Below are 26,146 nucleotides of genomic sequence, written 5' to 3' on the forward strand. Positions count from 1 at the left end.
GTATGCAGGTGAACGCGCTCTGAACAAGATCTTGTGGACATCGATAGTCATCCCGCATGCTTCGCCGAATTCTTGAAGAAAGCTGAGAGCGGGGGCTCTGCATGAGACGGCGTATAGCTGTCGTAGCTGCGCTTGCCTTGGGCCTGTCGGTGGGTGTGCCACCGGGAGTTGTGCCCGAGGAAACCGATGGATGGCCGATCTCCGGGCTGGTGGACGCGTTCCGGCAGATTCCCGCGCTGGCCGCGGTGACCACCGGCATCCCGAAGCAGCCGCGCGGTGGCGCGATCGGTGACGTCGACCACTACGTGCCGGTCGACGAGACCCGGGCCAACGGTGGCGTCGGCACGGCGCCCGGCCGCGGCAAGGGCGTCAAGGACGCCGCGCAGCCGGACCGTCCGACCCAGAAGGCGACGACCACGCCCCAGCGGCAGGGCAACGCCGACAGTTTCGACAAGCGCACCAGCAAGCGGCTGCCCAAGCGGTCGACCGCCCGGTACGACGAGTTCCAGAACGAGGACGGGTCGTACACCCGGGTCTTCTTCGACTCGCGGATCAACTACAAGGCGGCCGACGGCACGTACCAGCCGATCGACACCAAGCTGACCCCGAGCGCCGGCCGTCTCGACAGCGGCGCCAACTCGATCGACGTGTCCCTGGACGCGACCGGCGCGGACGCCACCCCGGCGACCCCGGTCGACGACCCGCTGGCCACGGTCACCACGGCGTCGGGCCACTCGATGGCCTACGACCTGGCCGGTGCGGCCGCGGTCCCGGCCGTCGTGGACGGCTCGACCGCCACCTACAGCGACATCCTGCCCGGCACCGACCTGCAGCTGCGGACCACCAACGACGGTCTCAAGGAGACCATCGTCCTGGACTCGCCGGCCTCCGGGAACGAGTGGGTGTTCCCGCTCAAGCTGCAGGGCCTGACCCCGAAGGCGCAGAAGGACGGGTCGCTCGACCTGCTCGCCGCCGACGGCAGCGTCGCCATGCGGGTGCCGCGCGGCTACATGCAGGACTCGAAGGTCGACCCGCACTCGGGCGCCCCGGCCGAGTCCGACGCGGTCACCTACGAGCTGATCACCGCCGCCGGCGCGCCGGCGCTCAAGGTCACCGCCGACCGGGCCTGGCTCGACGACCCGGCCCGGCAGTACCCGGTGAAGGTCGACCCGACCATCGAGACCACCGACACCGGTGACATCTTCGTCGACAACAGCACGTCGACGGTCACCCACAACGGCGACAACCTGCCGGTCGGTACCTGGGACGGCGGCGACACCATCTCGCGGTCGTTCATGCACTTCGACCAGTTCGACGACGACGGCCTGGTCGGCACGCAGATCAAGTCGGCCAAGCTGTTCATGTTCCACACCTGGTCGTACAACTGCGGCGACCACAAGCCGATCGAGATCCGCCGCAACACCAAGACCTGGACCGTGGCCGGCATCGAGGACGCCAAGGGTGTCCTGGCCTCCGGCCCGACCTACTCCTCGCCGATCGCCAACTGGGTGATCAGCGACAACAGCCCGGCCTGTGGCAACACCGGCGGTAACCGGGGCACGGGCGCGATGCGGTCGGTGTCGCTGCCGACGCAGACGTTCAACGGCTGGTCGACCGGGTCGCTGCCGAACTTCGGCCTGGCGCTGACCGCGTCGGAGAGCGACTCGACCGCGTTCAAGCGGTTCACCTCGGCCAACTACGGCGGCTACGACACCGACCCGCGTGTCGAGGTCACCTATGACTACAACACCGACCCGCAGGTCAACGAGCAGTACCCGGCGTACGGGGCGACCACGGCGACGCTGACGCCGGAGCTGATCGCCGACGCGCACGACCCGGACAACTGGCCGAAGACGCTGGAGTACAACTTCTTCGTCTACGACAAGGACAACAAGGTCCAGCTGGCCACCTCGGACTGGCAGGCCAAGAAGTCCTGGACGGTCCCGGCCGGCACGTTCACCTGGAACGAGTCGTACTACTGGACGGTGCAGGTCCGGGACGGACTCACCGACAACCACGACGCGCTGGTCAAGAACCTGATCACCACGCCGGTCCCGCAACCGTCGATCACCTCGGTGCTGTCGCAGAACCCGGGGCAGGGCTTCGACCCGGCGATCGGCAACTACACCACCTCGGTGCGCGACGCGATGGTCAACACCGTCGGGCCGCCGCTGGAGGTCACCCGCTCGTACAACAGCAGCGACCCGCGCGACGGCCAGTCGTTCGGCGCCGGCTGGTCCAGCATCGCCGACGTCAAGGCGACCGAGAAGCCGGTGACGATCAACGGCTCACAGCGGATCAACACGGTCGTGGTGTCCTACTCGACCGGGCGTGAGCTGGCCTTCGGGCGCAACAACGACGGCTCGTACCTGTCACCGGCCGGTCTGGCCTCGACGTTCCGGGAGATCCCGGCCGAGGAGGGCGGCGGCTACCGGCTGACCGAGAAGGACGGGACCACCTACGAGTTCAAGCGGCTCGAGGAGGGTTCGCCGCAGTTCCCGGTCAAGTCGATCACCGACGTCTCCGGGCGCAGCGAGACCTTCACGTACGAGAACGGCCTGCTCGCCAAGATCACCGCGGCCTCCGGTCGCACCCTGAGCCTGTACTGGACCGACACCGCGCCGAAGAAGGTGGCCTACGTCGCCACCGACCCGGCCGAGCCGGGCAACTTCGACTCGGTCAACACCTGGAAGTACGAGTACACCGGCAACTCGCTGACCAAGGTGTGCCCGCCCAACAACTGGGGCGAGTGCAACACCTACCAGTACAACGCGACCGGTTCGCTGTTCTCGACCGCGATGGTCAACGCGCGCCCGCACTCGTACTGGCGGCTCAACGAGAGCACCGGCACCACCGCGGCCAGCTCGATGCTGGAGAACGGCGGCGCCGACGTCGGCACGTACAGCGGCGTGACGCTGGGCCAGCCCGGCCCGGTGGCCGGATCGACCTCCACCTCGGCCGGCTTCAACGGCACGTCGTCGCAGGTGCAGATCCCGGCCAACCTGGCCGCGGACGGCGCCAACCAGGCCATCAGCATGTGGTTCAAGGCGCCCGCGGGCGGCGGCGACGGCGTGCTGTACGGCCAGTCGATGGAGGCCGCCGCGTCGACCGCGGCGACCACCAAGACGGCCTACAACCCGACGCTCTACCTCGGCTCGGACGGCCAGCTGATGGGTGGCTTCGCCAAGGCCCCGAAGCTGGGCGCCTCGCTGGGCACCCTGACCGCGGTCGGCCAGGGCCAGTGCCTCACCGTCCCCGGCAACGTGTCGACCAACGCCACCCGGCTGGCCCTCGCGGCCTGTGCCGGCACCGCCAACCAGGTCTTCACCTGGACCACGACCCGGCAGCTGCAGGTCACCACCGGCGGCGTCGTCAAGTGCGTGGACACCGAGGACCAGGAGGCGGTCAACGGCACCGACCTGGTCATCAACACCTGCGCCTCGACGGCCGGCAGCCAGCGCTGGGACGTGCAGGCCGACGGCCAGATCATCAGCGACTTCTCCGGGCTGTGCCTGGACTCGGTCGGTGACGGCTCGCAGGCCGGCGCGCTGATGCAGATCTGGGCGTGCGGCAAGACGCGCCCGGTCGACCAGCTGTTCCTGACCCGGATCCACACCCCGATGGCCGCGACCACCACGGTCAACGGCGTGACCTCGCCGCTCAAGGTGAACGACGACACCTGGCACCACGTGGTGCTGTCCTCGTCCGGCAACCGGCAGGACCTGTACCTGGACGGCAAGCCGGTCGCCTCCGAGACCGGGGTGACCGTGCAGGACACGGCCCCGGCCTCCTCGTTCATCGGCAAGGGCTTCCTCGGCGGCGGCTGGCCCAACCAGTCGCACGCCAACGCGAACAGCAACCTCGGCACCCGGGACTACTTCACCGGCTCGATCGCCGAGGTGGCGCAGTTCGACACCTCGGTCGACGGTCAGCTCGCCACCGACCTGTACGACTCGCGGTCTGCGGTCAGCCTGATGACCAAGATCGTCCGGCCCTCCGGCAACGCCACCGCCGAGATCTCCTACGACCCGGCGTCCAGCCGGGTGAGCAAGGTGATCGACGGCAACGGCGAGTCGTGGGTCCCGGAGGTCCCGGCGATCGTCGGCACCACCAAGGTCTACGAGAGCGGGGTTCTCGGCGGCGCGCCGACGAACTACTGGCGGATGGCCGAGTCCGGGGTCACCGACGCGGTGAACCAGGTCAACGGCGGCACCGCGACCTACAACACGGTCACGCTGGGCTCGGTCGACGGCCCGTTCGGCGCCGGCCAGGGCAAGGCGGCGGTGTTCAACGGCACCAGCTCGTACGTCACCCTGCCCAAGGGCATCGCGCCGACCGGTCCCAGCTCGGTGTCGATGTGGTTCAACACCACCACGACCAAGGACGTGCTGCTCGGCATGAAGTCGAGCACCACCGCCCGCTACGACACGCCGACCATCTGGATCACCCCGGACGGCAAGCTGCGCGCCCTGTCGCCGTCGCTGACCCCGACCGGCCCGCTCAACTCGGTCGGTGTCGCCGGCAAGTGCGTCGACGTGACCAGCAGCGGGACGGCCGACGGCACGCTCGTGCAGAGCTACGACTGCAACAACACCAACGCGCAGAACTGGACGCTGGTCCCCGGCACGGCGCTCAACGGGAACCTGAGCACGATCCGGGCGTTCAGCAAGTGCCTGACGCCCCAGAACAACGCGAAGGTCAGCGGCACGAAGATCGTGCTGTCCACCTGTAACGCCAACGCCTCGCAGAACTGGGAGCCGGTCAGCGGCGGCCTGCGCAACCCGAACTCGGGGCTGTGCCTGGATCTGCCTGGCTCGTCCAAGACCAACGGCACCGACCTGCAGCTGTACGCCTGCAACGCCAGCGCGGCCCAGACCTGGATCCCGTCGCTGACCAGCAAGACCGCGGTCAACGACGGCAAGTGGCACCACGTGGTCCTGGCCACCGACGGCCTCTCGCAGGCGCTGTACGTCGACGGTGCGAAGACGCAGTCGTCGACGGGCACCACGCCGATGGCCCCGTCCCAGCTGACCGGGTCCGACCCGACGGTCTACACCCTCGGCGCCGGATATGTCGACGGCTCAACCGCCGGCAACAACTGGTTCTACCTGGACTCCAACACCACGCCGTACTACAAGGGCAGCCTGGCCGAGGTCGCGTTCTACGCCTCCGACGTCGACGCGACCCAGGCGCAGTACCAGTTCAAGGCGCGCGACGCGGTCAAGGGCGCGCCCTCCGGGCAGATCAACTACGTGGTCACCGGGCCCAAGGACTACGAGGGCAAGGTCACCAAGACGACCACCGTCAACGACCTGCAGTACGCCCGCAAGATCGCCGAGATCGACGCACTGGGCAACACGACCCGGTACGGCTACAGCGGCAAGGGCAACCTGCGCACGGTCACCGACGCCAACGGCAACATGACCATCAACGAGTACGACGTACGGGGCAACGTCGTCTCGGTCACGACGTGCCAGGACCGGTCGGAGAACAACTGCTCGACCTCGTACTCGCTGTACTACCCGGACGCGACCACGCAGAACCCGGACCCGAAGAACCGTCGCAACGACCGGCTCATGGAGCTGCGGGGTGCCGGCTCGTCGTCGGCCACCGACAACAAGTTCCTGACCAAGTACGAGTACGACGATCAGGGCAACCGGGTCAGTGAGACTGATCCGTTGGGCCGGCGGACGACGATCACCTACACCGACGGTACGACCCGTGGTGGTTTCCAGGGTGGGACGGCTCCGGCCGGTCTGCCGTGGCGGGTGGTCAAGCCCGGCGGTGGTATGCAGACGATCCTGTACTACGCGAACGGTGACGTCGCCGAGACGACCGACCCGGCCGGCGCGACCACGCGCTACGAGTACGACGGCCTCGGCCGTACGTCCAAGGAGATCGACGTCGTCAAGGGCGTCGCCGGCTCCACGGTCTCCTACATCCACGACCGCCTGGACCGGGTCGTCACGGTGACCGACTCGGTGGTGACCAACGCCGTCACCGGCGCCAAGCACACGCCGGTCACCACGATGTCGTACAACGTCGACGGTCTGATGACCACCGAGACGGTGTCGGACGCCACCGGCGGCGACGCGTCCCGGACGGTCGCCTACGACTACGACGACCACGGTCGCCGCGTCGCCGAGTGGGACCAGCTGAGCAACTCGGTCGAGTACGGCTACGACTCGTTCGGCCAGATCAACCGGCAGACGCACGGCGACGGTTCGACCGTGATGACCAATTACGACGCGGTCGGCAACGAGGTGTCGACGGTCGTCAAGGGCTTCACCGGCGACCCGGACACGCCGACGGCGGCGCGTGATCTGAAGGTGCGGCAGCTGGCGTACGACCCGGCGGGCCGGCTGGCCTCCGAGACGGACGCGATGGGGTTCGTCAACCAGTACACGTACACCGACAACAACCTGCTGGTGTCGGTGACGCGCACGGACGGCAAGCAGGCGTTCGTTCTGGAGAAGAACTCCTACGACGTGGCCGGGAACCTGATTACGCAGGTCACCAACAACGGCCGTACGAAGACGGTCCGGACCTATGACGCTGCGGGTCGGAACCTGACCGCGAGTGTCGAGGTGGTCGAGGACGGTGAGGCGACCACCAACCGGATCAGCACATACACGTATTCGGCCGAGGACGAGCTGCTGAACACCACGCTCAGCGACGGCTCGACGGTTCTCGGCACGGGTGGGAGCACGTACGACCGCCTCGGTCGGGTCCGGCAGCAGACCGGCTACCTGTCCACCGCGGTGACGCCGACGTTGCGGTGGAAGCTGGACGAGACGTCCGGGACCACCACCGCCGACTCGGCGGCCAACAACACCGGCGCCTTCGCGGGTGCGGTGACCCGGTCGACCGAGCGTGGCGGTGCGGCGTCGTTCGCCGGTGGCACCAGCGGCACGATCAGTGGTCAGGCTCCGGTCGACACGTTGCAGCCGTACACGCTCAGTGCGTGGGCCAAGCTCGACAAGCAGGACGCCGACCGGTATGTGGCGGCGCTGCCCGGTGACATCGGCAGCTCGGCGTTGAAGGTCTACTACGAGAAGGAGCACAACGCGTGGCGTCTGGCCATGGCGGTGCGCGACACCAACGGTGAGGTCAGCTGGCCGAGCAGTGCCAGTACCTACACCGAGGGGTCGGCGACTCTCGACTGGACGCATCTGGCGGTCACGGTCACGCCGAATGCGGCGGTCGGTGGCGACAACGTTGCTCAGCTGTACGTCAACGGTGTGGTCAAGGCGTCGCTGACGACCAGCAAGCAGTTCAACAACCAGGCGACGGGTCTGCTGGTCGGTGGTCAGACGGACACGACCGGGATTTTCTCCGGTCAGATCGACGATGTGCAGGCGTATCAGAAGGCGTTGACGGCGGCTGAGGTCGGCCAGTTGCAGGCGGGTACGTTGCCGGCGGCTGGTGCTCAGGTGAGCCGGACGTCGTACGGGCTGGACAGTGACGGCACGGTCACCTCGGCGACCGACCCGAGTGGTGCGGTCACCACGATCACCAACGATGAGGTCGGTCGTCCGGTGATCACGGTCAGCCCGGAGGTCGGCACCGTCGAGAAGGACGCGGCCGAGGTGCGGCAGCGGGCGATCTCGCGGATCGGTTACAACACGTTCGGTGACACGACCGAGCAGATGGATCCGTACGGGCGGGTCGTGACCAACCGGTACGACGCTCTCGGCCAGATGGTCGAGCAGGAGTCGCCGGAGTACAAGGCGCCCACTGCGACCACGGCGATCCGGGCCAAGACCAAGGTCGAGTACAACAACGTCGGTCAGGTGATCACCAGCACCGACCCGTTGGGTGCGATCACCAAGTACACGTATGACCAGCTGGGTCGTACGACCAAGGTGGTCACGCCGGACGACGGGATCACCCGGTACAGCTACGACGACAACGGTGAACTGCTCTCGCACACCGACCCGACCGGGGCGCAGGCCCTGTCGACGGTCGACTACCTGGGTCGCACGATCACCGCGACCGAGGCGGTGCGGCAGGCCGGGACCGGTTACACCACCAACTACACCTATGACGCCAGCAGTCCGTGGCCGACCAGTGTGAAGTCGGCCGGTGGGGTCGTCAGCACGATCAAGTACAACAGCCTCGGCGAGCAGACCGTGGTCAGTGATGCCGCGGGTAATGCGACGAAGACGCGGTATGACGGGGCCGGGCGTCCGGTGAAGTCGATCGCGCCGGACGGTTCGTACTCGACGGTGACCTACGACCTGCTGGGCCGGACGGTCAGTTCGTCGGAGTACGCGGCCGGGACCGCCGAGCTGCTGCGCACGCGTAGTCAGCGGTTCGACATCGCCGGGAACACCCTGGCGGCGAGTAACGCGTACAACCCGGCGGTGGCGGCGAACACCGATGCGGCCGGTAGCCGGCATGACACGACGTTCGAGTACAACGAGCTCGGTCAGTTGGTGGTGCAGCGGGAGCCGATCAGTGGCTCCGATGCGATCGTGTCGAAGTTCGGGTACGACGTGGCTGGGCAGCAGACCCGGTTCACTGATGGGCGGGGTAGCCGGTTCATCACCACGTACAACGCGTGGGGTTTGCCGGAGTCGCAGATCGAGCCGGCCACGGCGCGTACGCCGAGTGTGAATGACCGGACGTTCACGATGTCCTACGACGCGGCCGGGCGGGCTACCCGCTTGGACTCGCCGGGTGGGGTGTCCACGACGTCGGAGTACGACGTCATGGGCCGGCTCAAGAAGAGCTCCGGTACCGGGGCGCAGGCGGCCACTAAGGATCGGTTGTTCTCGTACGACAAGACGGGTCGGGTGACGTCGTTCACCGGTGCGGCTGGTGAGAACAGTGTCGAGTACGACGATCGTGGTCTGGTCACGAAGATCACCGGGGTGTCGGGGAACTCGTCGTACGCCTACAACCCGGACGGCGGGCTGACCTCCCGCACGGATGGGGCGGGGACGACGACCTACGGGTACGACACCCTGGGACGGCCGTCGAAGGTGGACAACAGCACGGCCGGCGTGCACATGGTGTACGGCTACGACTCGCTGTCGCGGGTCAAGGACATCGCGTACGGCGGTAACACGCGCACGTTCACGTACAACAAGTACAAGCAGTTGGAGTCCGACGAGGTCAAGACGTCGGCCGGGGCGTCGGTGGGCAAGATCGCCTACGCGTTCGACCTGGACGACAACATGGTCAAGAAGACGACTACCGGGTTCAACGGGGCCGGGACCAACACGTACAAGTACGACTGGGCGAGCCGGTTGACCGGTTACGACAACGGGGTTACCCCGGTCGTGTACGCGTACGACAAGTCGGGTAACCGGGTTCAGGCCGGGACGAAGACGTACGAGTACGACGAGCGCAACGAGTTGCTGCGGGAGAATTCGACCGGCACCAGCTATGAGTACTCGGCGCGGGGCACGCTGATGTCGACGGTGGTCAACGGCATCGAGACCAAGACCACCACGGATGCGTTCAACCAGGTGATCACCCAGGGCACCAAGACCGGGGGAACGACCACCTATTCGTACGACGGTGTCGGCCGGGTGATCCTGCCGAACCTGACCTACACCGGTCTGGGTAATGACGTCGCCTCCGACGGCAGCACCGGTTACGTCCGGGATGTTGCCGACGACCTGGTCGGTGTCGTGTCCGGCAGCACCCAGCGCTACGCCTGGACCGACGTACACAGCGATGTGGTCGGCGAGTTCGGCGCAGCCGGCACCACCCTCAGTGGTTCGGTCACCTACGACCCGTGGGGCAAGGTTGTTGCGTCCGGTGGGATGGTCGGCAAGCTGGGCTACCAGCAGGAGTGGACCGATCAGGGCACCGGCAAGGTCAACATGTTGTCGCGCTGGTACGACCCGGAGACCGGCGCGTTCGACACCCGCGACACCGCGAACAACAACCCGTCCCCGGACTCGGGTGCGGCCAACCGGTTCGCGTATGCCGAGGGTAACCCGCTGACCAACACCGACCCGTCGGGTGAGGGTGTGGGCGGTAAGTGCGGGCAGTACGACTACGCCTGCGAGGTGAAGAAGTACCAGGCCGCGTTGCAGGTCTACAACCTGGCCATGCAGGCCCGTGACCGGGACATGAAGGCCGTCGGCGCGCAGATCGTGGCGCAGGAGGCCGAGTACGTCCGCGCTCTGCGGGAGAGCAACACCAGCCTGCTGGACATCCTGTTGCAGGTCGGTGTCGGGATGCTGCTGGACATGATCGGCTACAACTCGGTGGTCGGTTGTCTGGGCGGCAGTGTCATGGACTGTGTCGACCTGGCGTTGAGTGCGCTGGGCCCGATCAAGGCGTTGAAGATCGGCCGGTCGTTGTACAAGGCCGCGGACCGGGCGTTCTCCGGGTACCGGTTGTGGAAACGCATCGTCGAAGGCGCGCGGACGGTGATGCGCCGGGCGCAGGATTTGGTGAACGCGGCGCGTAAGAAGCTCGGTGACCTGATGAACAAGGTGCCGAAGAAGCCGAAGCCGCCGAAGAAGAAGCCGAAGCCGCCGGCGAAGAAGAAGCCCAAGCCGAAGCCGAAGCCGGAGAAGAAACCGGCGCCGTCGAAGCCTGCGAAGAAGCCGAAGCCGGAGAAGGCTCCGAAGAAGCAGGACAAGCCGAACAAGAGCAAGCCCCAGAAGACCAAGTCGAAGTCCGCGAACAAGTCCGAGCCGAGCAAGAACAAGAAGAAGGAGAACCAGCGGCAGGAGGACGAGGACGACGACGATCAGGAGGACAGCGACAACGAGACCGGCGGGGAATCCTGCCCGATCCCGCAGCGCCAGGAGAAGCACAGCTTCGACCCGTCGACGCGGGTGCTCATGGCCGACGGCACGACCCGGGCGATCTCCGAGATCAACGTCGGTGACTCGGTCCTGACCAAGGACCCGGCCACGGGCGAGGTCAGCTCACGCCAAGTCACTGTCCTGCACTCCAACCGCGACCTGGACCTGACCGACGTCACGGTCTCGGCGAAGCCGGCCGACGCCACCACCGGGACCGAGACCCAGGTCGAGGGCAAGGGCGGCCGCAGTACCCGAGGACCCACCGACGGGACGGTCCTCAAGACCACGGCGCACCATCCGTTCTGGGACGCGACCACCGAAAAGTGGGTCGACGCCGCAGAACTGGTGCCCGGCAAGTCCACCCTGGTCGGCCCGGACGGTGAAACCCAGTACGTCACCGGCGTCCACAACTTCGCCGGCGCGAAGGTCATGCGCGACCTCACCGTCGCCGACATCCACACGTATTACGTAGTCGCGGGCAACGACCCGGTGCTCGTCCACAACAATGACGCCGAAGAACCGTGTAAGACCCTCCCCAACGCCAAGCAGATGCGTGCGGATCTGCGTCAATCCGGTGATGGAGATTCTGTTGACATCGTTGCTCGCCTGGATATCGGTGGCGATACGTTCTACGGAGTCAACGGTCACGGGCAGTCATACCCGCTGCTGCCCAAGATGCGTTCTGAGGCGCTCACTCATGCCGAGACCGACGCTTTGATGCAGGCATATAACGCGGGGCATCGTGGTGGCACAGGAAGGCTGGAGGTTTCCGGCAAGTGGGGTCTCACCAAGGAGAAGGACGGATATCCGTGCAACTACTGCATCTCGAGTCTTTCGGCCTTGGCGCGACATTTGGATCTTGACGTGCTGGAGGTCTACGGCGATAAGGGATACGTGGGCCGGTATGATAAGACCAGAGATAGTTACACCACCGTTTCCTGGGGCTTGAACCCGAATCCGCGGAAAAAGAAGAAGTAAGAGGTGTATTTGTGGCGGGTCTTGTGGAGAGATTGTCAACACGATCCTGGGACCCGCCGCGCGCCATCGATCTTTGCCGCGCCTTCATGGATGAATGGATGGGGGGACTCGGGAGCGATGACGGGTATTCCGAGGTGGAGCTTTCAGCTGCTGAGGAGTCGCTCGGTTTCCGAATCCCGCCCCTTCTGCGGCAGTTTTACGGCTTGTTGGGCAAACGTGAGGATGTCCTGTCCCTTCAGGACCCGGTGGCAGGACCCCGAGATCTCTATTTGGATGGGCCCGACATCCTCGTGATCCGAGGCGAGAACCAGGGCAGCGCTTTGTGGGGCGTGCCCTTCGGCGACGAGCCCGACCCAGCTGTGCAGTGGTATGACGGGAGCGCCGGGTCCTCCGCTCGATGGCGCGAATACGGGCAGCCGCTGTCCGCGTTTCTTCTTGAAGCGATCATCACCGAGGGGATGTTCAGCGAATCGGTGGAGACGGTTTTCTGCTTTTTGGACACCGAGAGCTCACAGGCTCTCAAGGACCGGCTTCCGCCGTTGTCGATCCCCTCGCATGTGTTCTGGCCATTGCCCGATGGCGATCCGGTCCAATGGTTCGGAATCGATGGTGTCCTTGTTCGCCTTGATTGCACTCCAGGGGCATGGGCGGTGGGGCAGAACCCGGAAGTCCTGGTTGACCTTCTCGAGCGAGTTCCCGCCGAGTGGGAACACTTCGACTTCTGACTCGGTTTTTCGCGATGCCCGCGTGCTCGTTGACGGCAGGGTGGTCTCGTTGGCGGAGCCGGGTTGCCACCGCGACCACGAGACCGCCCGGGCCGTAGCTGCTCCATACCGTCGAAGTAGCTCGGTTTGTGGGCCGGCGATCAGAACGTGATCGCCGGCCCGCTGTTCTGTCAGACCGTCCCGGGTTAGCCGGTGATGAGGGGTGACGACGTTCGCTTCAGGGTGATGCGGTCGATTTCGGTGTAGGGCTTGCCGGTGCCCGGGAGGGCGTCGGCCAGCGTCCGCACCGTCAACGTCGTCTCCCCACCCGCCCGCGCGGCCGGCACCACGTCCACCGCGATGAACGCGTACCCGTCATAACGTACCTGCGACCAATCCACCGACTCCGGCACCCGCAGCCCGGTCGGCGCACCTTTACCTTTCTTGGGTTTGTGCTTGTCCTTGGCCCAGAAGTAACTGTTCGTCACGGTCGACGACGAGTTCTCCCGTCCGCTCGGCTTGTGCCCCCGATACCGCTGTCCTTCGGGCAGCTGCTGTTCCCCGGTCGGTGTCACCCCGGCCGGCGCCGGCGCGTCCACGCCCGGCTTGGGCCGGAACTGATACCTGGGCCGCCCGCCCGATCCGACGCACACGTAGACGGTCCCGTCCTGCTCAGGGTTGACCGTCGCCCCGTCCGGCGCCGCTTTGGTGCGCCGCCCGTGCCGGATCGGGTCGGTCCGTTCGAACAAATGGTTGTGGCCTTGCACGGCCAGATCCACCCGGTATTTGCTGAACAGCGGGTCGATCGCCGCCCGCACCCCACCGTCGGAGGCGTGGTTGTGCGCGGTCGAGAACGCGCAGTGGTGCAGGAACACCACGATGAAGTCCACCCCGGATCCGGCCGTACGCCAGCGTTTGAGGGTTTCTTTCAGCCAGGCCACCTGCGCTCCACCGGAGTAGCCCAGGTTCGTCTGCAGTTCCCAAGACAGTTCGTTGGCGTCCAGCGAGATCAGCCCGACGTTGCCGTAGACGAACCGGTAGACCGACGGGCAACCTTGCGGCCCGGTCGCCGGGAAGTCCAGGCGTTGCACGTGCCCGCCGTAGCCGTGCGACGGGCTCCCGCCCAGGTAGCTGGTGCTTCCGTAGAGCGGTTCCATGTCGTGGTTGCCGGTCGCGAACATCCATGGCGTGTAGGCGGCTTGCGGTTCGATCTGATGCAGAAAGACATCCCAGACGTACGGGTTGTACAGGTTCTTCCCGGCCGGTGCCCGCCCGGTCGTCAGCGCCGTCGTGTCGTCGGCCGGCAGCCCGGTCCCGGACGGGTTGGCGTAGCAGATGTCCCCGGCCAGCAGCGTGAACGCCGGCCGCTGGGTGCTCATCAGCCGGGTCATGCTGCTCGCCGGGTGCTTGTCGGTGCCTTTCGGGCCGCCGACCGGGTCGAGGACGCCGTACTCCTGGTTGTCGAAGACGCCCCTGGGCCAGATGGTCTGCTTGCCGGTCCAGGCGTAGGCCGGGTCCTTGGGCGCGGTGTCGGTGCCGACGTCGGCGAACGCGGTGAACGTGAACGGTTTGGCCGCCGCCGGTGCCGTGGTGAAGTGGGCGTCCCCGGTCACCGTCCCGTCGGAGAGCCGCAGCCGGTAGTGGTAGACCGTGTCCGGTTTCAGCCCGGTGATCCGCGCCTTGGCGTAGAACTGGCTGCCGACCGGCCCGCCGGGGATCGCGTACATCCCGGTCAGGTGCCTGATCCCGGCCTCGACCCGGGTGCCGTAGACCCCGGGGGCGTCGCCGACGTCGACGAACGCGCGCAGCCCGGCCGGCATCGCCCCGGTCGCGCTGACCAGCTGCGCGGTCACCGCCATGGCGTCGCGGGGCACGTCACCGGCGCCGGGTACGAACGACAGGTGCCGGCCGGAGACGACCACGCCCGCGCTCCCGGCCGTCCCGCCGGCCGCCGCGAACGCCCGCCTGGCCAGGGCGAACTGGCCGCCCAGGCCGGCCATGGCGGCCAGCAGCAGCGACCGGCGGGTCACGGCCTGGCGGGCGAGGAGCTGCTGGTTCCACTCGCTGAACTCGTCGAGGGTGAAAGTCACACAACGAACGCTAATCGCCCATGAGCTGCTTTTTCTGGATCTTTCCCATCGCGTTGCGCGGCAAACTCGGCACCAGGTGAACCGTGCGTGGTCGTTTGTGCGCGGCCAGGCGCTCGGCCACGAATGCGATCAGCTCCTGCGGCGTGACCGGGTCGGCCACCACGAACGCGGTCACCTGCTCGCCCAGGTCGTCGTGCGGGGTGCCGATCACGGCGGCCTCCCGCACCGCCGGGTGCAGCAGCAACGCGTCCTCGACCTCGCCGGCCCCGATCCGGTAGCCGCCGCTCTTGATCAGATCGGTCGACGCGCGCCCGACGATCCGGTGCCAGCCGTCCGGGCCGATCGTGGCGACGTCACCGGTCGGGTACCAGCCGTCGATCAGCTCGGCCGGGCGGACGCCGCCGTCGCGCAGGTAGCCGTCGAGCAGGGTCGGCCCGCACACCTGCAGGCCGCCGATGCTCACCCCGTCGTCCGGAAGAGGGTTGCCGATCTCGTCGACCAGCCGGGTGTGGATGCCGGTCAGCGGCAGCCCGACGTGCCCGGCCCGGCGTTCGCCGTCGGCGCGGGCGCTGACCGTGATCAGGGTCTCGGTCATGCCGTAGCGCTCGACCGGGGACTGGCCGGTCAGGTCCCGGATCGCGTCGAAGACCGGGACCGGCAGGGCCGCGCTGCCGGACACCAGCAGCCGAGCCTTGCGCAGCTTCTCGGCCGAGGCGGGGGCGGCGGCGATCCGCGACCACACGGTGGGGACGCCGAAGTACATCGTGCCGGGATTATCGCCGTACGCCTCAGGGGTGGGCTTTTTGGTGTGCCGCAGTTTCGAGCCGATCCGCAGGGGACCGAGCACGCCCAGGACGAGTCCGTGCACGTGGTAGAGGGGCAGGCCGTGCACCAGGGTGTCGTCGGCGGTCCACAGCCAGGCGTCGGCGAGCGCGTCCAGATCGGCGGCGAGGGCGGCCCGCGACAGCACCACGCCCTTCGGCGCACCGGTCGTGCCACTGGTGTAGAGCACAAGACCGGGCCGGCTCGGGTCGGGCTCCGGCGGCACGCTGCCGGCTTTCCCCCCGGAGATCTTATTCCGGGGTACGGCGGTGGCCCCGCCCGCCGCGGGATCGTCGGACAGGATCAGCTCGGCACCGGAGTCGCGCAGGATGTGCGCGCGCTCCAGCTCGCCCGCGTCGGGCGGGATCGGCACGATCGGCACGCCCGCGAGCAGGGCCGCGGTCACCGCGATGATCGTCGGCAGGCCGGGCCCGGCCTCGACCGCGACGATCCGCCGCCCGGCTATCTCGGCCGCGAGCCCGGCGGCCAGCCCGAGCAGTTCGTGCCGCCCGAGCCGGCCCTCCGGAGTGACCACGAAATCGGCGACATCGGCGTCCTGCGACAGTGCGGCGAGCAAACGCATGTGTGGATCATGCCAGGCGAAAATCGGTTGCCCCAGTTCCGGCCGTCGGCGAGGCTGTCCGACATGAATTACTGATGTCGCCACCCCGGGTCCCGTTTCTTCCTTCGGCATGCCTTCTTCCGCGCTGCCGTTCTCCCAGTGGAGCATCAGTTTTGTCTTCCAGCGTGTCCATTTTCGCCTCCCCGTCCAGCTGGATCGAGTCCGCCGCGATCGACCAGTGTCACCAGGTCGCCGCCCTGACCGGCATGCGTCACGTCGCCGGCATGCCCGACCTGCACCCCGGCAAGGGCGCCCCGATCGGCGCCGCGATGACCTCGTCGGTGCTCTACCCGTTCCTGGTCGGGTCCGACATCGGCTGCGGCATCGCGGTCTTCCCGATCCGGCTCAAGCGTCCGGTGCCGGAGAAACTGGCCGCCCGGTTCCCCGACCTGGACGTGCCCGACCACTCTTTTTTCGACGAGGCCGACGTTCCCGCCGGGCACACCGACAGCCTGGGAACCGTTGGCCGCGGCAACCATTTCGTCGAATTGGCCCGAGTCGGCACCGTTTTCGATTCTGACCATGCCGTACGCCTCGGGCTCGCGGCCGGCGACACGGTCCTGATCGTGCACAGCGGCTCGCGCGGGCTCGGCGAGCGGATCCTGCGTGCGCACACCGAGGTGCACGGCGCCGGCCCGGCCGAGGACCCGGCGGCGTATCTCGCCGCGCACGACGACGCGGTGCGCTGGGGATCACTCAACCGGCGGATCATGGCGGCCCGGGTCGCCGACGCGCTCGGCGCCGCCCACGAGCCGCCGATCGTCGACGAGTGCCACAACTCGGTCGAGGTTCGCGACGGGCTCTACCTGCACCGCAAGGGCGCGGCCAACGGCGACGGGCGGGACGTGCTCGTCGCCGGCACCCGCGGCACGCCGTCGTTCCTGGTCGCCGGGCACGCCGGCGCCGACGCGGGCTTCTCCGTCGCCCACGGCGCCGGTCGCAAGATGTCCCGGGCCGACGCCTTGCGCCGAGGAAAAGCCAAACACACCATCGAAGAGCTTCGGCGTACGGCGGTGGGCTCGTATGTGGTGTGCGGGGACCGGCAACTGCTGTTCGAGGAGGCGCCGACCGCCTACAAACGCATCGAACAGGTCATCGGCGACCTGGAGTCGCACCGGCTCGCCACCCGTGTGGTGAGCACGATTCCCCTGGTCACGTACAAGACCGCGGACCGGGCCAAGGTGCGGCGATGAGCGTTCACCTGCTGATGTCGGCCGGGCGCGGGCCGCAGGAATGCTCGTGGGCGCTCGCCCAGCTGCTGCGGCGGCTCGAAGCGGACGCCCGCGAGCGGGCCGTGACCGTGGAACGCGTCGAGACCGTGCCGGGGGAGCGGCCCGGCACGTACCGGTCGGTGCTGCTGCGGATCTCCTCGGCCGAGTTCGCCACGACGTGGACCGGGACGCTGTGCTGGCAGGCGCCCAGCCCGTACCGGACCGGTCCCGGCCGCAAGAACTGGTACGTCACCGCCCAGCCGTGCGAACTCGGCACCCCCAGCACCGCGTTCGCCGAATCCGACGTGGACGTGGTCGCCGTCCGCACCGGCGGCCCGGGCGGCCAGCACCGCAACAAGGCGAGCACCGCGGTCCGGGCCACCCATCGTCCGACCGGGACGGTCGTGGTCGTCGACACCGAACGCCAGTTCACCCTGAACCGGCGCCTGGCCCTGCGCCTACTGCGCGAACGCCTGGAGAAATCGGACGCGGCGGCCGGCCGGGAGACGGTCACCGCACGCTGGCGCATCCACGATGACCTGGTCCGCGGCGATCCGATCCGGACAGAACGCCCCACCTCCACCGCGTGAGTCGATCAAACTCGCGCCGACTGGCCCTGTCCGCGCCGCTCGTGATCTGTCAGGCTCGATGAGTTGCGTCCAGGAACCGTGGGGGTGTCTGTTGCGCGAGGTCCCGCGCCCGGAGGAGAGGCCGGCCTCTCCTCACCAGGCACCCCGTCCGGAACAGCGCGAGGAGGAAGTCACCGTGCCCCCGTCCTCCATCGAGATGCTGATCTTCCATCCGTCGTCGGGGGAGGGGCGGCCGGCGGAGTCCGAACCTCGGATCCCGCACCAGCAGCAGCGCACCGACCCCGCCCCACCTCCCTCTGCCGTCGCCTCCGCGCCTTCCGCAGCCTCCGCGCCTTCCGCAGCCTCCGCGCCTTCCGCAGCCTCCGCGCCTTCCGCAGCCTCCGCGGCTTCCTCGGGTTCCGCGGCTTCGGCGGCTTCTGCGGCGGCTTCGGCTCCTCCGGCTGATGATCTGCGGATCTTCGGGCTGCTCAGCCTGCTGCGCCAGGGTGAACTGGAGCGCCGGGGCCTGGACGTGGAAGCGCGCCCCCTGCGCAACTACCAGCTGCGCTTCTCCAGCGCCGGCCGGATCCGCCCGGAGTACCACACGGTCGCCCTGAGTATCGGCCCCGAGGTCCGCACCTACGGGCTGGGCGTGATGTTCCCGCCGTACACGGTCCACGCCCGCAATTCGACCTCGCCCACCGGCACCGACAACTGCGACCTCACCCAGGTCGACCACGTTCACGTCCGCCGGGCCGAGGTCCCCCTGGACGATCCGCTGCGCTCCGGCCCGATCCGGGAGATCCTCGGCCACGCCCGCCCCGACCACGACAACGCGCCAGTGGTCCGCGAGCTGCGCGCCGCCCTGGCCGACCACCTGGCCGCCCGCCGCCTGCCCCGCCCGGTCCGCGCGGCCTGCGTCGCCACCGTCCACGACGTCCACGCGGTCGTCCTCGGCGACGACGCCATGACCCGTCTGGCCCCACGCTTCGTCCTGGAGGAGACCGTCGTCCCGGCCGGCGCCCTGCTGGCCGCCGACGAGGACCTGGCCCGCGCCTACGTCGACCTGATCGCCGACCCGCACGACCACCCGGAGGCGCTGGCCGCTTTCCTCCACGACCTGGTCGAGGCCGCCGCCTCCACCACCCCGGAGAACCTGCTCGGCTACGCCGACGGCCTCGCCCAGCAGCAGCCCACCCTGCTCGGCCTGTTCAGCCTGGTCGCAGCCGTCTCGGCCACGAGCATCCAGCTCACGGCCACCCTCCCGGCCGACCCCCGCTCAGCAGTACCCCACACATAGAACGGGCGGGAGTCCCCACGACCCCCGCCCGCCCCAATCCCCAGCCCCGGCCCGCCGCGCTGTTTCACGCCGCGGCCGACTGCCCCACGGCGCGGTCCGCCGCCCAGCCGCCGCCCGCGCAGGCCGCGCGCGGTGCGCCCAGCCGCAGCCTGCCCAGCGGGCGGCCCGACAGGCCGCGCCGCCTGGCCGCGCTTGTGGCCCGCCTGGCCGCTGTCAGCTCAGCCGCTGACCCTCCGGGCGTCGGGCCGGCCAGATGACGGGTGACCGGCTAATTGCCGGCGGGTTTGGACTTGCCGGGGTCGGGCTGGCCCGGCTGGTTCTTGTTGTCGTCCTTCTTCGTGCCGTTGCTGACCTCGATGCTGACCGCGCCGCCCTTGATCGTCCGGTTCTCCGAGGTGCCCGCGGCGGTCCCGGCCGGGCAGTCGGAGTCCACGCTCGGCCCGGTCACCGGGTCGAACCCGGCGTCACTGATCTTGTTCTGGGCCGTATCGATGGAATCGCAGGTCACGTCCGGAACATCGCGCAGGTCACCGACCGAGACCTTGTCGTCCGTGGGCTGCTTGAACTGGACGCTCGGCTTGCCCTTCATGAAGTCCTTGAGCGTGTACTGCACCGCCCCGTTGATCACGTCGTGCGACATCTTGTCGTGGTGGTCCTGCCAGTCCGGCACAGCCATGTACCCGGCGACGACCAGCGACGTCGTGCCGACGATCAGCGACGCGGTCTTGTCGGCGTCGGTCGTGCCGGTCTTGCCGAACACCGGGTGGTCGATGATGCCGTGGGTGGCCGCCGCCGTGGTCTTGCCGTTGCAGCTGCCGAGCTGGGCCGAGTCGCCGACCGGGCACCGGGCCGCGTCGAGCGCCGCCCGCGCGACGTCCTTGCTGGTCGCCTGGGTGCAGTGCGGCTTGCCGACGTCGATCTTCTGGCCGTTGTTGGTGGTGATCTGCTCGATCGGGGTCGGCTCGCAGTACTTCCCGTCGCCGGCCAGCGTCGCGTAGGCGTTGGCCATCTCCAGCGGCGTGGAGTTCATGACGCCGAGGGTGAACGCACCCCAGCTGGCCGCGTTCTTGGCCTGCAGGATGTCCGTGCTGGTGCGGAAGTGGATGCCGAACCGCTTGGCCACGTCGACCACGTTCTCCGCGCCCACGGTCTGTTCCAGCGGCACGAAGTACGTGTTCACCGATTTGCCGAAGCCGGTCCACATGTTGAAGACGCCGGCCTCGCTCTTGCTGGCGTTGCTCGGGCACCAGTCGTCCGAGCCGGGGCAGGCCGACGAGTCGCTCGGTGACGTCTTGTACTGCGAATGGAACGTGGCCGGCGAGTTGATCGGATAGCTGAGCGGGATGCCCCGTTCCAGCGCGGCGACCATGGTGAACATCTTGAACACCGAGCCGGCCTGGTAACCGCTGATGTCGGCCCCACCGGTGATCAGTGGGTTGGTGGTTTTCGGGAACGAGCCGCGGATCTTCTTGGCGGCCAGCTTCGGGTCCGGCGAGATCTTGTTCGCCGGGTGGTCCGGATCGTCCAGCCCGTAGATCCGGTTCGTGGCCAGGATGCGGACCTTGCCGCTGCCCGGTTCGACGCCGGCCAGCAGCAGCGCGTTCTTGCTGCTGTCGGGCTGGCGGTCGGCGATCTCGGCGCGGGCCGAGTTCTGGCCCTTGACGTCGATGGTGGTGATGACGTTGTAGCCGCCGCTCTTGAGCTGCCGCTCCCGGTCGTACGTGGTGGCGCCGAACGCGTCCTGGTCCATCCACCAGCGGTAGAAGTAGTCGCAGAAGAAGCCCCAGCTGTTGCGGGCGACCGACACGCAGCCGTTGCCGATCGGCTTGACCTTGGTCGGAATCTTCTCCTTCTTCGCCTTGTCGGCGTCGGCCTGCGTGATCGCGCCCATCGCCAGCATCCCGGGGATGATGTAGTTGTCGCGGCGATCCTGGATCTGCTGGTGCCCGGACGGGATCGTCGGGTTGAAGCTGGTCGGGGCCTTGACCATGCCGGCCAGCATGGCGGCCTCGGCGACGTCGAGGTCCTTGGGCTTCTTGTTGAAGTAGACCTGGCTGGCGGCGTAGATGCCGTAGGCCTGGTTCCCGAAGGGCGCGATGTTGAGGTAGCGCTCGAGGATCTGCTCCTTGGAGAGCTGCTTCTCGATCTGCAACGCGTACTTCATCTCGGTGATCTTGCGCTTCGGGGTGTCCTTCGTCGCGTCGACCACCTCCTGCGGGTTGGTGGCCGAATACGCCAGCGCCATCCGTACGTACTGCATCGTGAGGGTGGACGCGCCCTGCTGGGAGCCGCTCTGGCTGTTGCTCACGAACGCACGGGCGACACCCTTGAGGTCGACACCGTTGTGCTCGTAGAACTTCCGGTCCTCGGCGGCCACGATCGCCGTCTGCACGTTCTTGGAGATGTCCTTGAGCGGGACGTCGTTGCGGAATTCGTCGTGGAACTGGGTCAGCAGGGTCCGGCGGTCCGAGGCGTAGACCCGGGTGACCTGGGGTGAGCTGAAGTCCTTGAGCTCGCTGGGCAGACTCGCGAACGTCGTCTCGCCGGCCTTGGCCGCGAGGCCGGACAGGGCCGCGACGGGAAAGGCGGCCGCGGCCACCACCACTCCGGCGAGAAGACCACACGCCAGGAGCGATGTCGCCTTTGTGAAGGTGTTTCGCACATGAGGTAGACGCACGCCAAGCATCCTGGGTCATGGTGTCCACTCCGATTGTGAGCACAGTCATACGGGCGGCCCGGTCGTCGCCGACCGGGCCGCCACCGTTCACAGACTGCCGAACCAGCGGGCGATCTCGGAGACCGACAGCAACTCCGAGCCCTCGTGGACCATCCCGCTGTAGGAGGTGTCCACCCCGACGTTCACCGTCGGCACCCGCACCCCGTGGGCCGCGAAGGACGCGCGGCAGGCCGTCGTGTTCCCGTTCACGGCCTGCTCGTCGCCCGGGCTGTAGTAGAGCCGGACCGGCACCCGGGGCGCCCACTCGCAGACGCTGTCGGCCTCGCGCAGCGCCGCCGCGAACCGGGCGTCGGGCCGGGTCAGCAGTTCACGCCCGCGATCGGTGAGCAGTTCGTCCACCGAGGCCGGCACGCCCGCGAGCACCTCCTGGCCGGGGTGGCTGGCGTCGAGCAGATCCCCGATGCCGACGTAGTCCGGCTGGAAGACGTCACGAGGATCCCGGTAGATGTCGTGCAGGCGGTCGTAGGCCGTCAACAGATACGCCATGTAGGCCGCACCCAGCCGCGGCTGCACCTCGGGCGTGAAGACCGCCGGGATCTCCACCCGTCGCAGCGCGTAGCCTCCGCTGACCGGCGCCACCGCCGCGATCCGGAACCAGGGGTCGGCCCCGTCCTGCAACGCCCTCGACAGCCCGAGCGCCGCCGAGGCGCCCTGGGAGAACCCGGAGGCGTAGACCTCCCGGTCCAGGGTGATGCCCTGCCGGGCCGTGTAGATCCGGGCCGCGCGCAGCAGGTCGAGCGAGGCACTGGTCTCACTCGGCACGTCCATCCACGGGTGCGGGCCGGTGCCGACGCCGAGCCCCGGGTAGTCGGGGGCGACCGCGGCGAACCCGGCCGAGGCGAAGGAGATCGCCGGGCCGGTCAGGAACGTGTCGTCGGCGACCGACGGGGCGTCCCCGCGGTAGACCGACGTGCCGTGCGCGAACGACACCGTCCGCAGGTGCCGGGCGGTGGTGAGGGGGAGCACGAGCAGCCCGCTGGCGACGGTGGGCTTTCCGCGCTCATCGATGGTGCGGTAGACGAGTTGGTGCAGGCTCACCCCGTACGTCGCCATGGGGTTGGAAAAACCGCCGGCGGTGAGAAGGTCGCCGACCTCGGCCCCGGACCCGTACGTCACGATGGGTTTTTCCGTGACGAGCGAGCCCCGGGTGACCGTGGGAGTGCCGGCCAGGGCCGGCGTGCCGATGGCTGCCGCGGCCGTGGCCGTGAGCAGCGCTGTTGCGATGATTCGTCGAAGCGTCCGCATGAGAAGAACGGTATGGACGCGGCCGGTCGCGAACGATCCTGCTGGCGTTAGTCCTTGGAGTGGTGACAGCACTACTCCGGATTCCGGAAGACCGCCCGGACCAGGGCGATGAGCGCTCGCGTGGCCGCGCCGGGCGCCCGGTCGGCCGGGATCGCCAGCGACAGCGGCCACCGCAGGTCGGCGCCGGTCACCTCCAGGATCGCCACCCCGGTCGCGCCCTGCAGCACGAAGCGGGGCAGCAGCGCGATGCCGAGACCGTGCTCGGCGAAACCGGTGCCGGTGCCGATGTCGCTGATCTCGATGGTGACCCGGCGCCGGACGCCGGCCTCGGCGAACGCCCGGTCGGCGACGGCCCGGTTGCCGAATCCGACCGGCGAGTCGATGAAGTCCATCCCGTCCAGCTCGGTGATCGCCACCGAGCCGCGCCCGGCCAGCGGATGGTCGGCCGGCACGACCAGGTCGAGCTGCCCGGAGGCCAGGTCGATCAGCCGGACACCGGGCGGCGGCGGGCCGGGCAGCGACACGAAGGCCAGGTCGAGCCGGTGGTCGGTGAGCCGGTCGACCAGGCCGGCCGAACCGGACGGCGCGGCGCTGGTCTGCAGCAGCACGCCCGGGTGGCGGCGATGGTACTCGCCGAGCAGCTCCGGCAGGTCGAGCAGCCGGATCGAGGTGAGCACGCCGATCCGCAGCGTGCCGCGCAGGCCGCCGCGGACCTCGTCGACCGCGTCCCGGGCGTCGCGGGCCGCGTCGAGGGCGATGCGGGCCCGCGGCAGCAGGGCCGTGCCGGCGTCGGTGAGCAGCACCCGCTTGGCGTTGCGGTCCAGCAGCTGGGCGCCGAGCTCGCGCTCCAGGGACTTGATCGCGGCCGACACCGCCGACTGCACGACGTGCAGTCGGGTGGCGGCGCGGGAGAAGTGCTGCTCCTCGGCGACCGCGACGAAGTACTCCAGCTGACGCAGCTCCATCCCTCAAGTATCACTTATTTTGATGATCCCCTTCGAAACCTTTCGTTGGCGGTGATGCTTGCCGGTGCGGATGCTGATGGCATGACTCTTCTGGCTTCCGCTCCGGTTTCTGACACCGCGCCGGTGAAGACCCGGCACGGCGCCGGGTTCTGGATGATCGCCGCCGTCTTCCTGATCGCGATGGCGTTCTCCACCGTCCCGACTCCGCTCTACCCGCTCTACGTGGCCCGGGACGGCTTCTCCACGTTCACCGTGACCGTCGTCTTCGCCGTCTACGCGGTCGGCGTCGTGACCAGCCTCGTCCTGGCCGGCCACATCTCCGACTGGGTCGGCCGCAAGAAGATCCTCATCCCCGCGCTAGGGTTCGAACTCGCCGCCGCGGTGCTGTTCCTGACCGGCACGTCCCTGCCGGTGCTGCTCGGCGCCCGCTTCCTGACCGGCCTCGGCGTCGGCCTGATCACCGCCACGGCCACCGCCTACCTGCACGAACTGCACGCGGCGCACCGGCCCGGGGCTTCGAAGCAGCGCTTCGAGGTCGTCTCCACCGCCGCCAACACCGGCGGGCTCGGCGCCGGGTCGCTTCTGGCCGGCCTGCTTTCGACGTACGTCGTCTCGCCGCTGCGCACGCCGTACCTCGTCTTCGCCGTGCTGCTCCTGCTCGCGCTGGTCGCCGTCGCCCTGACCCCGGAGACGGTGGAGGAGCGGCCGGTCAAGCCCGCCTACCGCCCGCAGCGGATCAGTGCCGACCGCGCCGTCGCCGGCTACCTCGCCGCCGCGTTCGCCGCGTTCGCGGTCTTCGGCCTGTTCACCTCGGTCGCCCCCGGCTTCGTCGCCGGCACCCTGCACCACTCGTCCCGCACCCTCGCCGGCGCCCTGGTCTTCGCCGTCTTCGGTGCCGCCGCGGTCGTCCAGGCCCTGACCGGGCGCCTGAGCACCCGGGCCAAGCTCACCCTCGGCCTGAGCGCCCAGGCCGGCGGCGTCCTGGTCCTGCTGGCCGGCATGTACCTGACCAGCCTGCCGATCTTCGTCCTGGGCGGCGTGATCGTCGGCGTCGGCGCCGGCACCCTGCTCAAGGTCGCCATCGGCACGGTCAGCACCCTCGCGGTCCCGTCGCGCCGCGGTGAGGCGCTCGCCGGTCTGTTCCTGATCGGCTACCTCGGCCTGACCCTGCCGGTGATCGGTCTCGGACTCGCCACCCAGGCGTTCACGGCCCTGGCCGCGATGACCGGCTTCGTCGTGCTGATGCTCCTGCTGCTCGGCGCGGTCGCCGCGATGACCACCCGCCGCACCGCGTAACCGCCGTCGCCGCGTCGACAATGTCAGGTCCGATCCCCGCCAGATCGGACCTGACATTTTCGGCAGGATTTCCGGCATGGGAAAAACGATCGAGAACAGGGTTGCCTTCGTCACCGGCGGCAGCCGGGGAATCGGTGCGGCAATCGCATTACGGCTCGCCCGGGAAGGCGCCGACGTCGCCTTTACCTTTCGGCAGAACAAAGCCCGCGCCGACGAGATCGCCGAACAGATCCGGGCCGACGGACGCCGGGCATTGGCGATGCCGGCCGACAGCGCCGACCCGGACGCGCTGACCGATGCCATGAACGCCGCGGCGGCCGAGTTCGGGCGGCTGGACATCCTGGTCAACAGCGCCGCGACATTCCCGGTCGGCCCGATCGAGCAGTTCGGCCCGGACGACGTCGAGCAGGCGATCGCGGTCAACATCCGGGCACCGTTCGTCGCCACGCAGGCCGCCCTCCGGCACCTGGGCACCGGCGGCCGGATCATCAACATCGGCAGCAATGTCACCGTCCGCGCGGCCTTCCCCGGATTCTCGCTGTACTCGATGAGCAAAACCGCGCTGATCGGACTGACCAAAGCGCTGGGCCGCGAACTGGGTCCGCGCGCCATCACGGTGAACCTGGTCAACCCCGGCCCGACCGACACCGAATTGAACCCGGCCGACGGCCCGATGGCCGAGACGATCAACGGCTTCACCGCTCTCGGCCATTACGCCGCCCCGGCCGACATCGCCGCCGCCGTCGCATTCCTCGCCGGACCGCAAGCGCGCTACATCACCGGCGCCACCCTGAACGTCGACGGCGGCTTCACCGCCTGACCGAACCGCCGG

General features: G+C 68.5%; 12 protein-coding genes. 7 read left to right on the plus strand and 5 right to left on the minus strand.

The features are described from left to right. Positions 1–170: 170 nt before the first annotated feature. On the plus strand, positions 171–11,753 hold the full coding sequence (locus tag ACSHV8_RS00225) for a LamG-like jellyroll fold domain-containing protein (protein ID WP_436528163.1): 11,583 nt from the start codon (positions 171–173) through the stop codon (positions 11,751–11,753). 11 nt (positions 11,754–11,764) lie between these two features. Continuing rightward, positions 11,765–12,478: a hypothetical protein gene (locus ACSHV8_RS00230; RefSeq protein ID WP_436528165.1), complete on the plus strand. Its 714-nt coding sequence runs from the start codon at positions 11,765–11,767 to the stop codon at positions 12,476–12,478. Between the two features lie 185 nt (positions 12,479–12,663). On the opposite strand, the gene ACSHV8_RS00235 is transcribed toward ACSHV8_RS00230, so the two are convergent. Both ACSHV8_RS00235 and ACSHV8_RS00240 read right to left on the minus strand, forming a co-directional pair. Further along, entirely contained in the window at positions 12,664–14,547 is a 1,884-nt protein-coding gene (locus ACSHV8_RS00235) for a purple acid phosphatase family protein (RefSeq protein ID WP_436528167.1), read from the minus strand. 10 nt (positions 14,548–14,557) lie between these two features. Further along, positions 14,558–15,952, minus strand: a complete 1,395-nt coding sequence (locus ACSHV8_RS00240; RefSeq protein WP_436528169.1) for an AMP-binding protein — start codon at positions 15,950–15,952, stop codon at positions 14,558–14,560. A gap of 74 nt (positions 15,953–16,026) precedes the next feature. Here ACSHV8_RS00240 and ACSHV8_RS00245 point away from each other — a divergent pair, with 74 nt between their 5' ends. The 3 genes from ACSHV8_RS00245 (at position 16,027) to ACSHV8_RS00255 (ending at position 19,071) form a co-directional block, all read left to right on the plus strand. Further along, the gene (locus ACSHV8_RS00245; protein ID WP_436528171.1) at positions 16,027–17,184 is read left to right on the plus strand and encodes an RNA ligase RtcB family protein; all 1,158 of its coding nucleotides are present in this window, start codon (positions 16,027–16,029) and stop codon (positions 17,182–17,184) included. After that, positions 17,181–17,792 (plus strand): peptide chain release factor H, encoded by a 612-nt coding sequence (prfH, locus tag ACSHV8_RS00250; protein ID WP_436528173.1) that lies wholly within the window; start codon positions 17,181–17,183, stop codon positions 17,790–17,792. The genes ACSHV8_RS00245 and prfH overlap by 4 nt, the downstream gene beginning before the upstream one ends. A 511-nt stretch (positions 17,793–18,303) precedes the next feature. Then, positions 18,304–19,071: a hypothetical protein gene (locus ACSHV8_RS00255; protein WP_436528175.1), complete on the plus strand. Its 768-nt coding sequence runs from the start codon at positions 18,304–18,306 to the stop codon at positions 19,069–19,071. Between the two features lie 268 nt (positions 19,072–19,339). Here ACSHV8_RS00255 and ACSHV8_RS00260 read toward each other — a convergent pair whose 3' ends face one another. From ACSHV8_RS00260 to ACSHV8_RS00270, 3 genes are all read right to left on the minus strand, one after another. Further along, entirely contained in the window at positions 19,340–21,757 is a 2,418-nt protein-coding gene (locus ACSHV8_RS00260; RefSeq protein ID WP_436528177.1) for a transglycosylase domain-containing protein, read from the minus strand. Positions 21,758–21,835: 78 nt separating this feature from the next. Next, on the minus strand, positions 21,836–23,053 hold the full coding sequence (locus ACSHV8_RS00265; RefSeq protein ID WP_436528178.1) for an alpha/beta hydrolase family protein: 1,218 nt from the start codon (positions 23,051–23,053) through the stop codon (positions 21,836–21,838). A gap of 71 nt (positions 23,054–23,124) precedes the next feature. Further along, positions 23,125–24,018 (minus strand): LysR family transcriptional regulator, encoded by an 894-nt coding sequence (locus ACSHV8_RS00270; RefSeq protein ID WP_436528179.1) that lies wholly within the window; start codon positions 24,016–24,018, stop codon positions 23,125–23,127. A gap of 81 nt (positions 24,019–24,099) precedes the next feature. On the opposite strand from ACSHV8_RS00270, the gene ACSHV8_RS00275 reads away from it, so the two are divergent. Then, positions 24,100–25,314 (plus strand): MFS transporter, encoded by a 1,215-nt coding sequence (locus tag ACSHV8_RS00275; protein WP_436528181.1) that lies wholly within the window; start codon positions 24,100–24,102, stop codon positions 25,312–25,314. Between the two features lie 76 nt (positions 25,315–25,390). Next, entirely contained in the window at positions 25,391–26,134 is a 744-nt protein-coding gene (locus ACSHV8_RS00280; RefSeq protein ID WP_436528182.1) for an SDR family NAD(P)-dependent oxidoreductase, read from the plus strand. Positions 26,135–26,146: the final 12 nt, after the last annotated feature.

Source organism: Actinoplanes sp. HUAS TT8 (assembly GCF_051380535.1).
Lineage (GTDB): Bacteria > Actinomycetota > Actinomycetes > Mycobacteriales > Micromonosporaceae > Actinoplanes.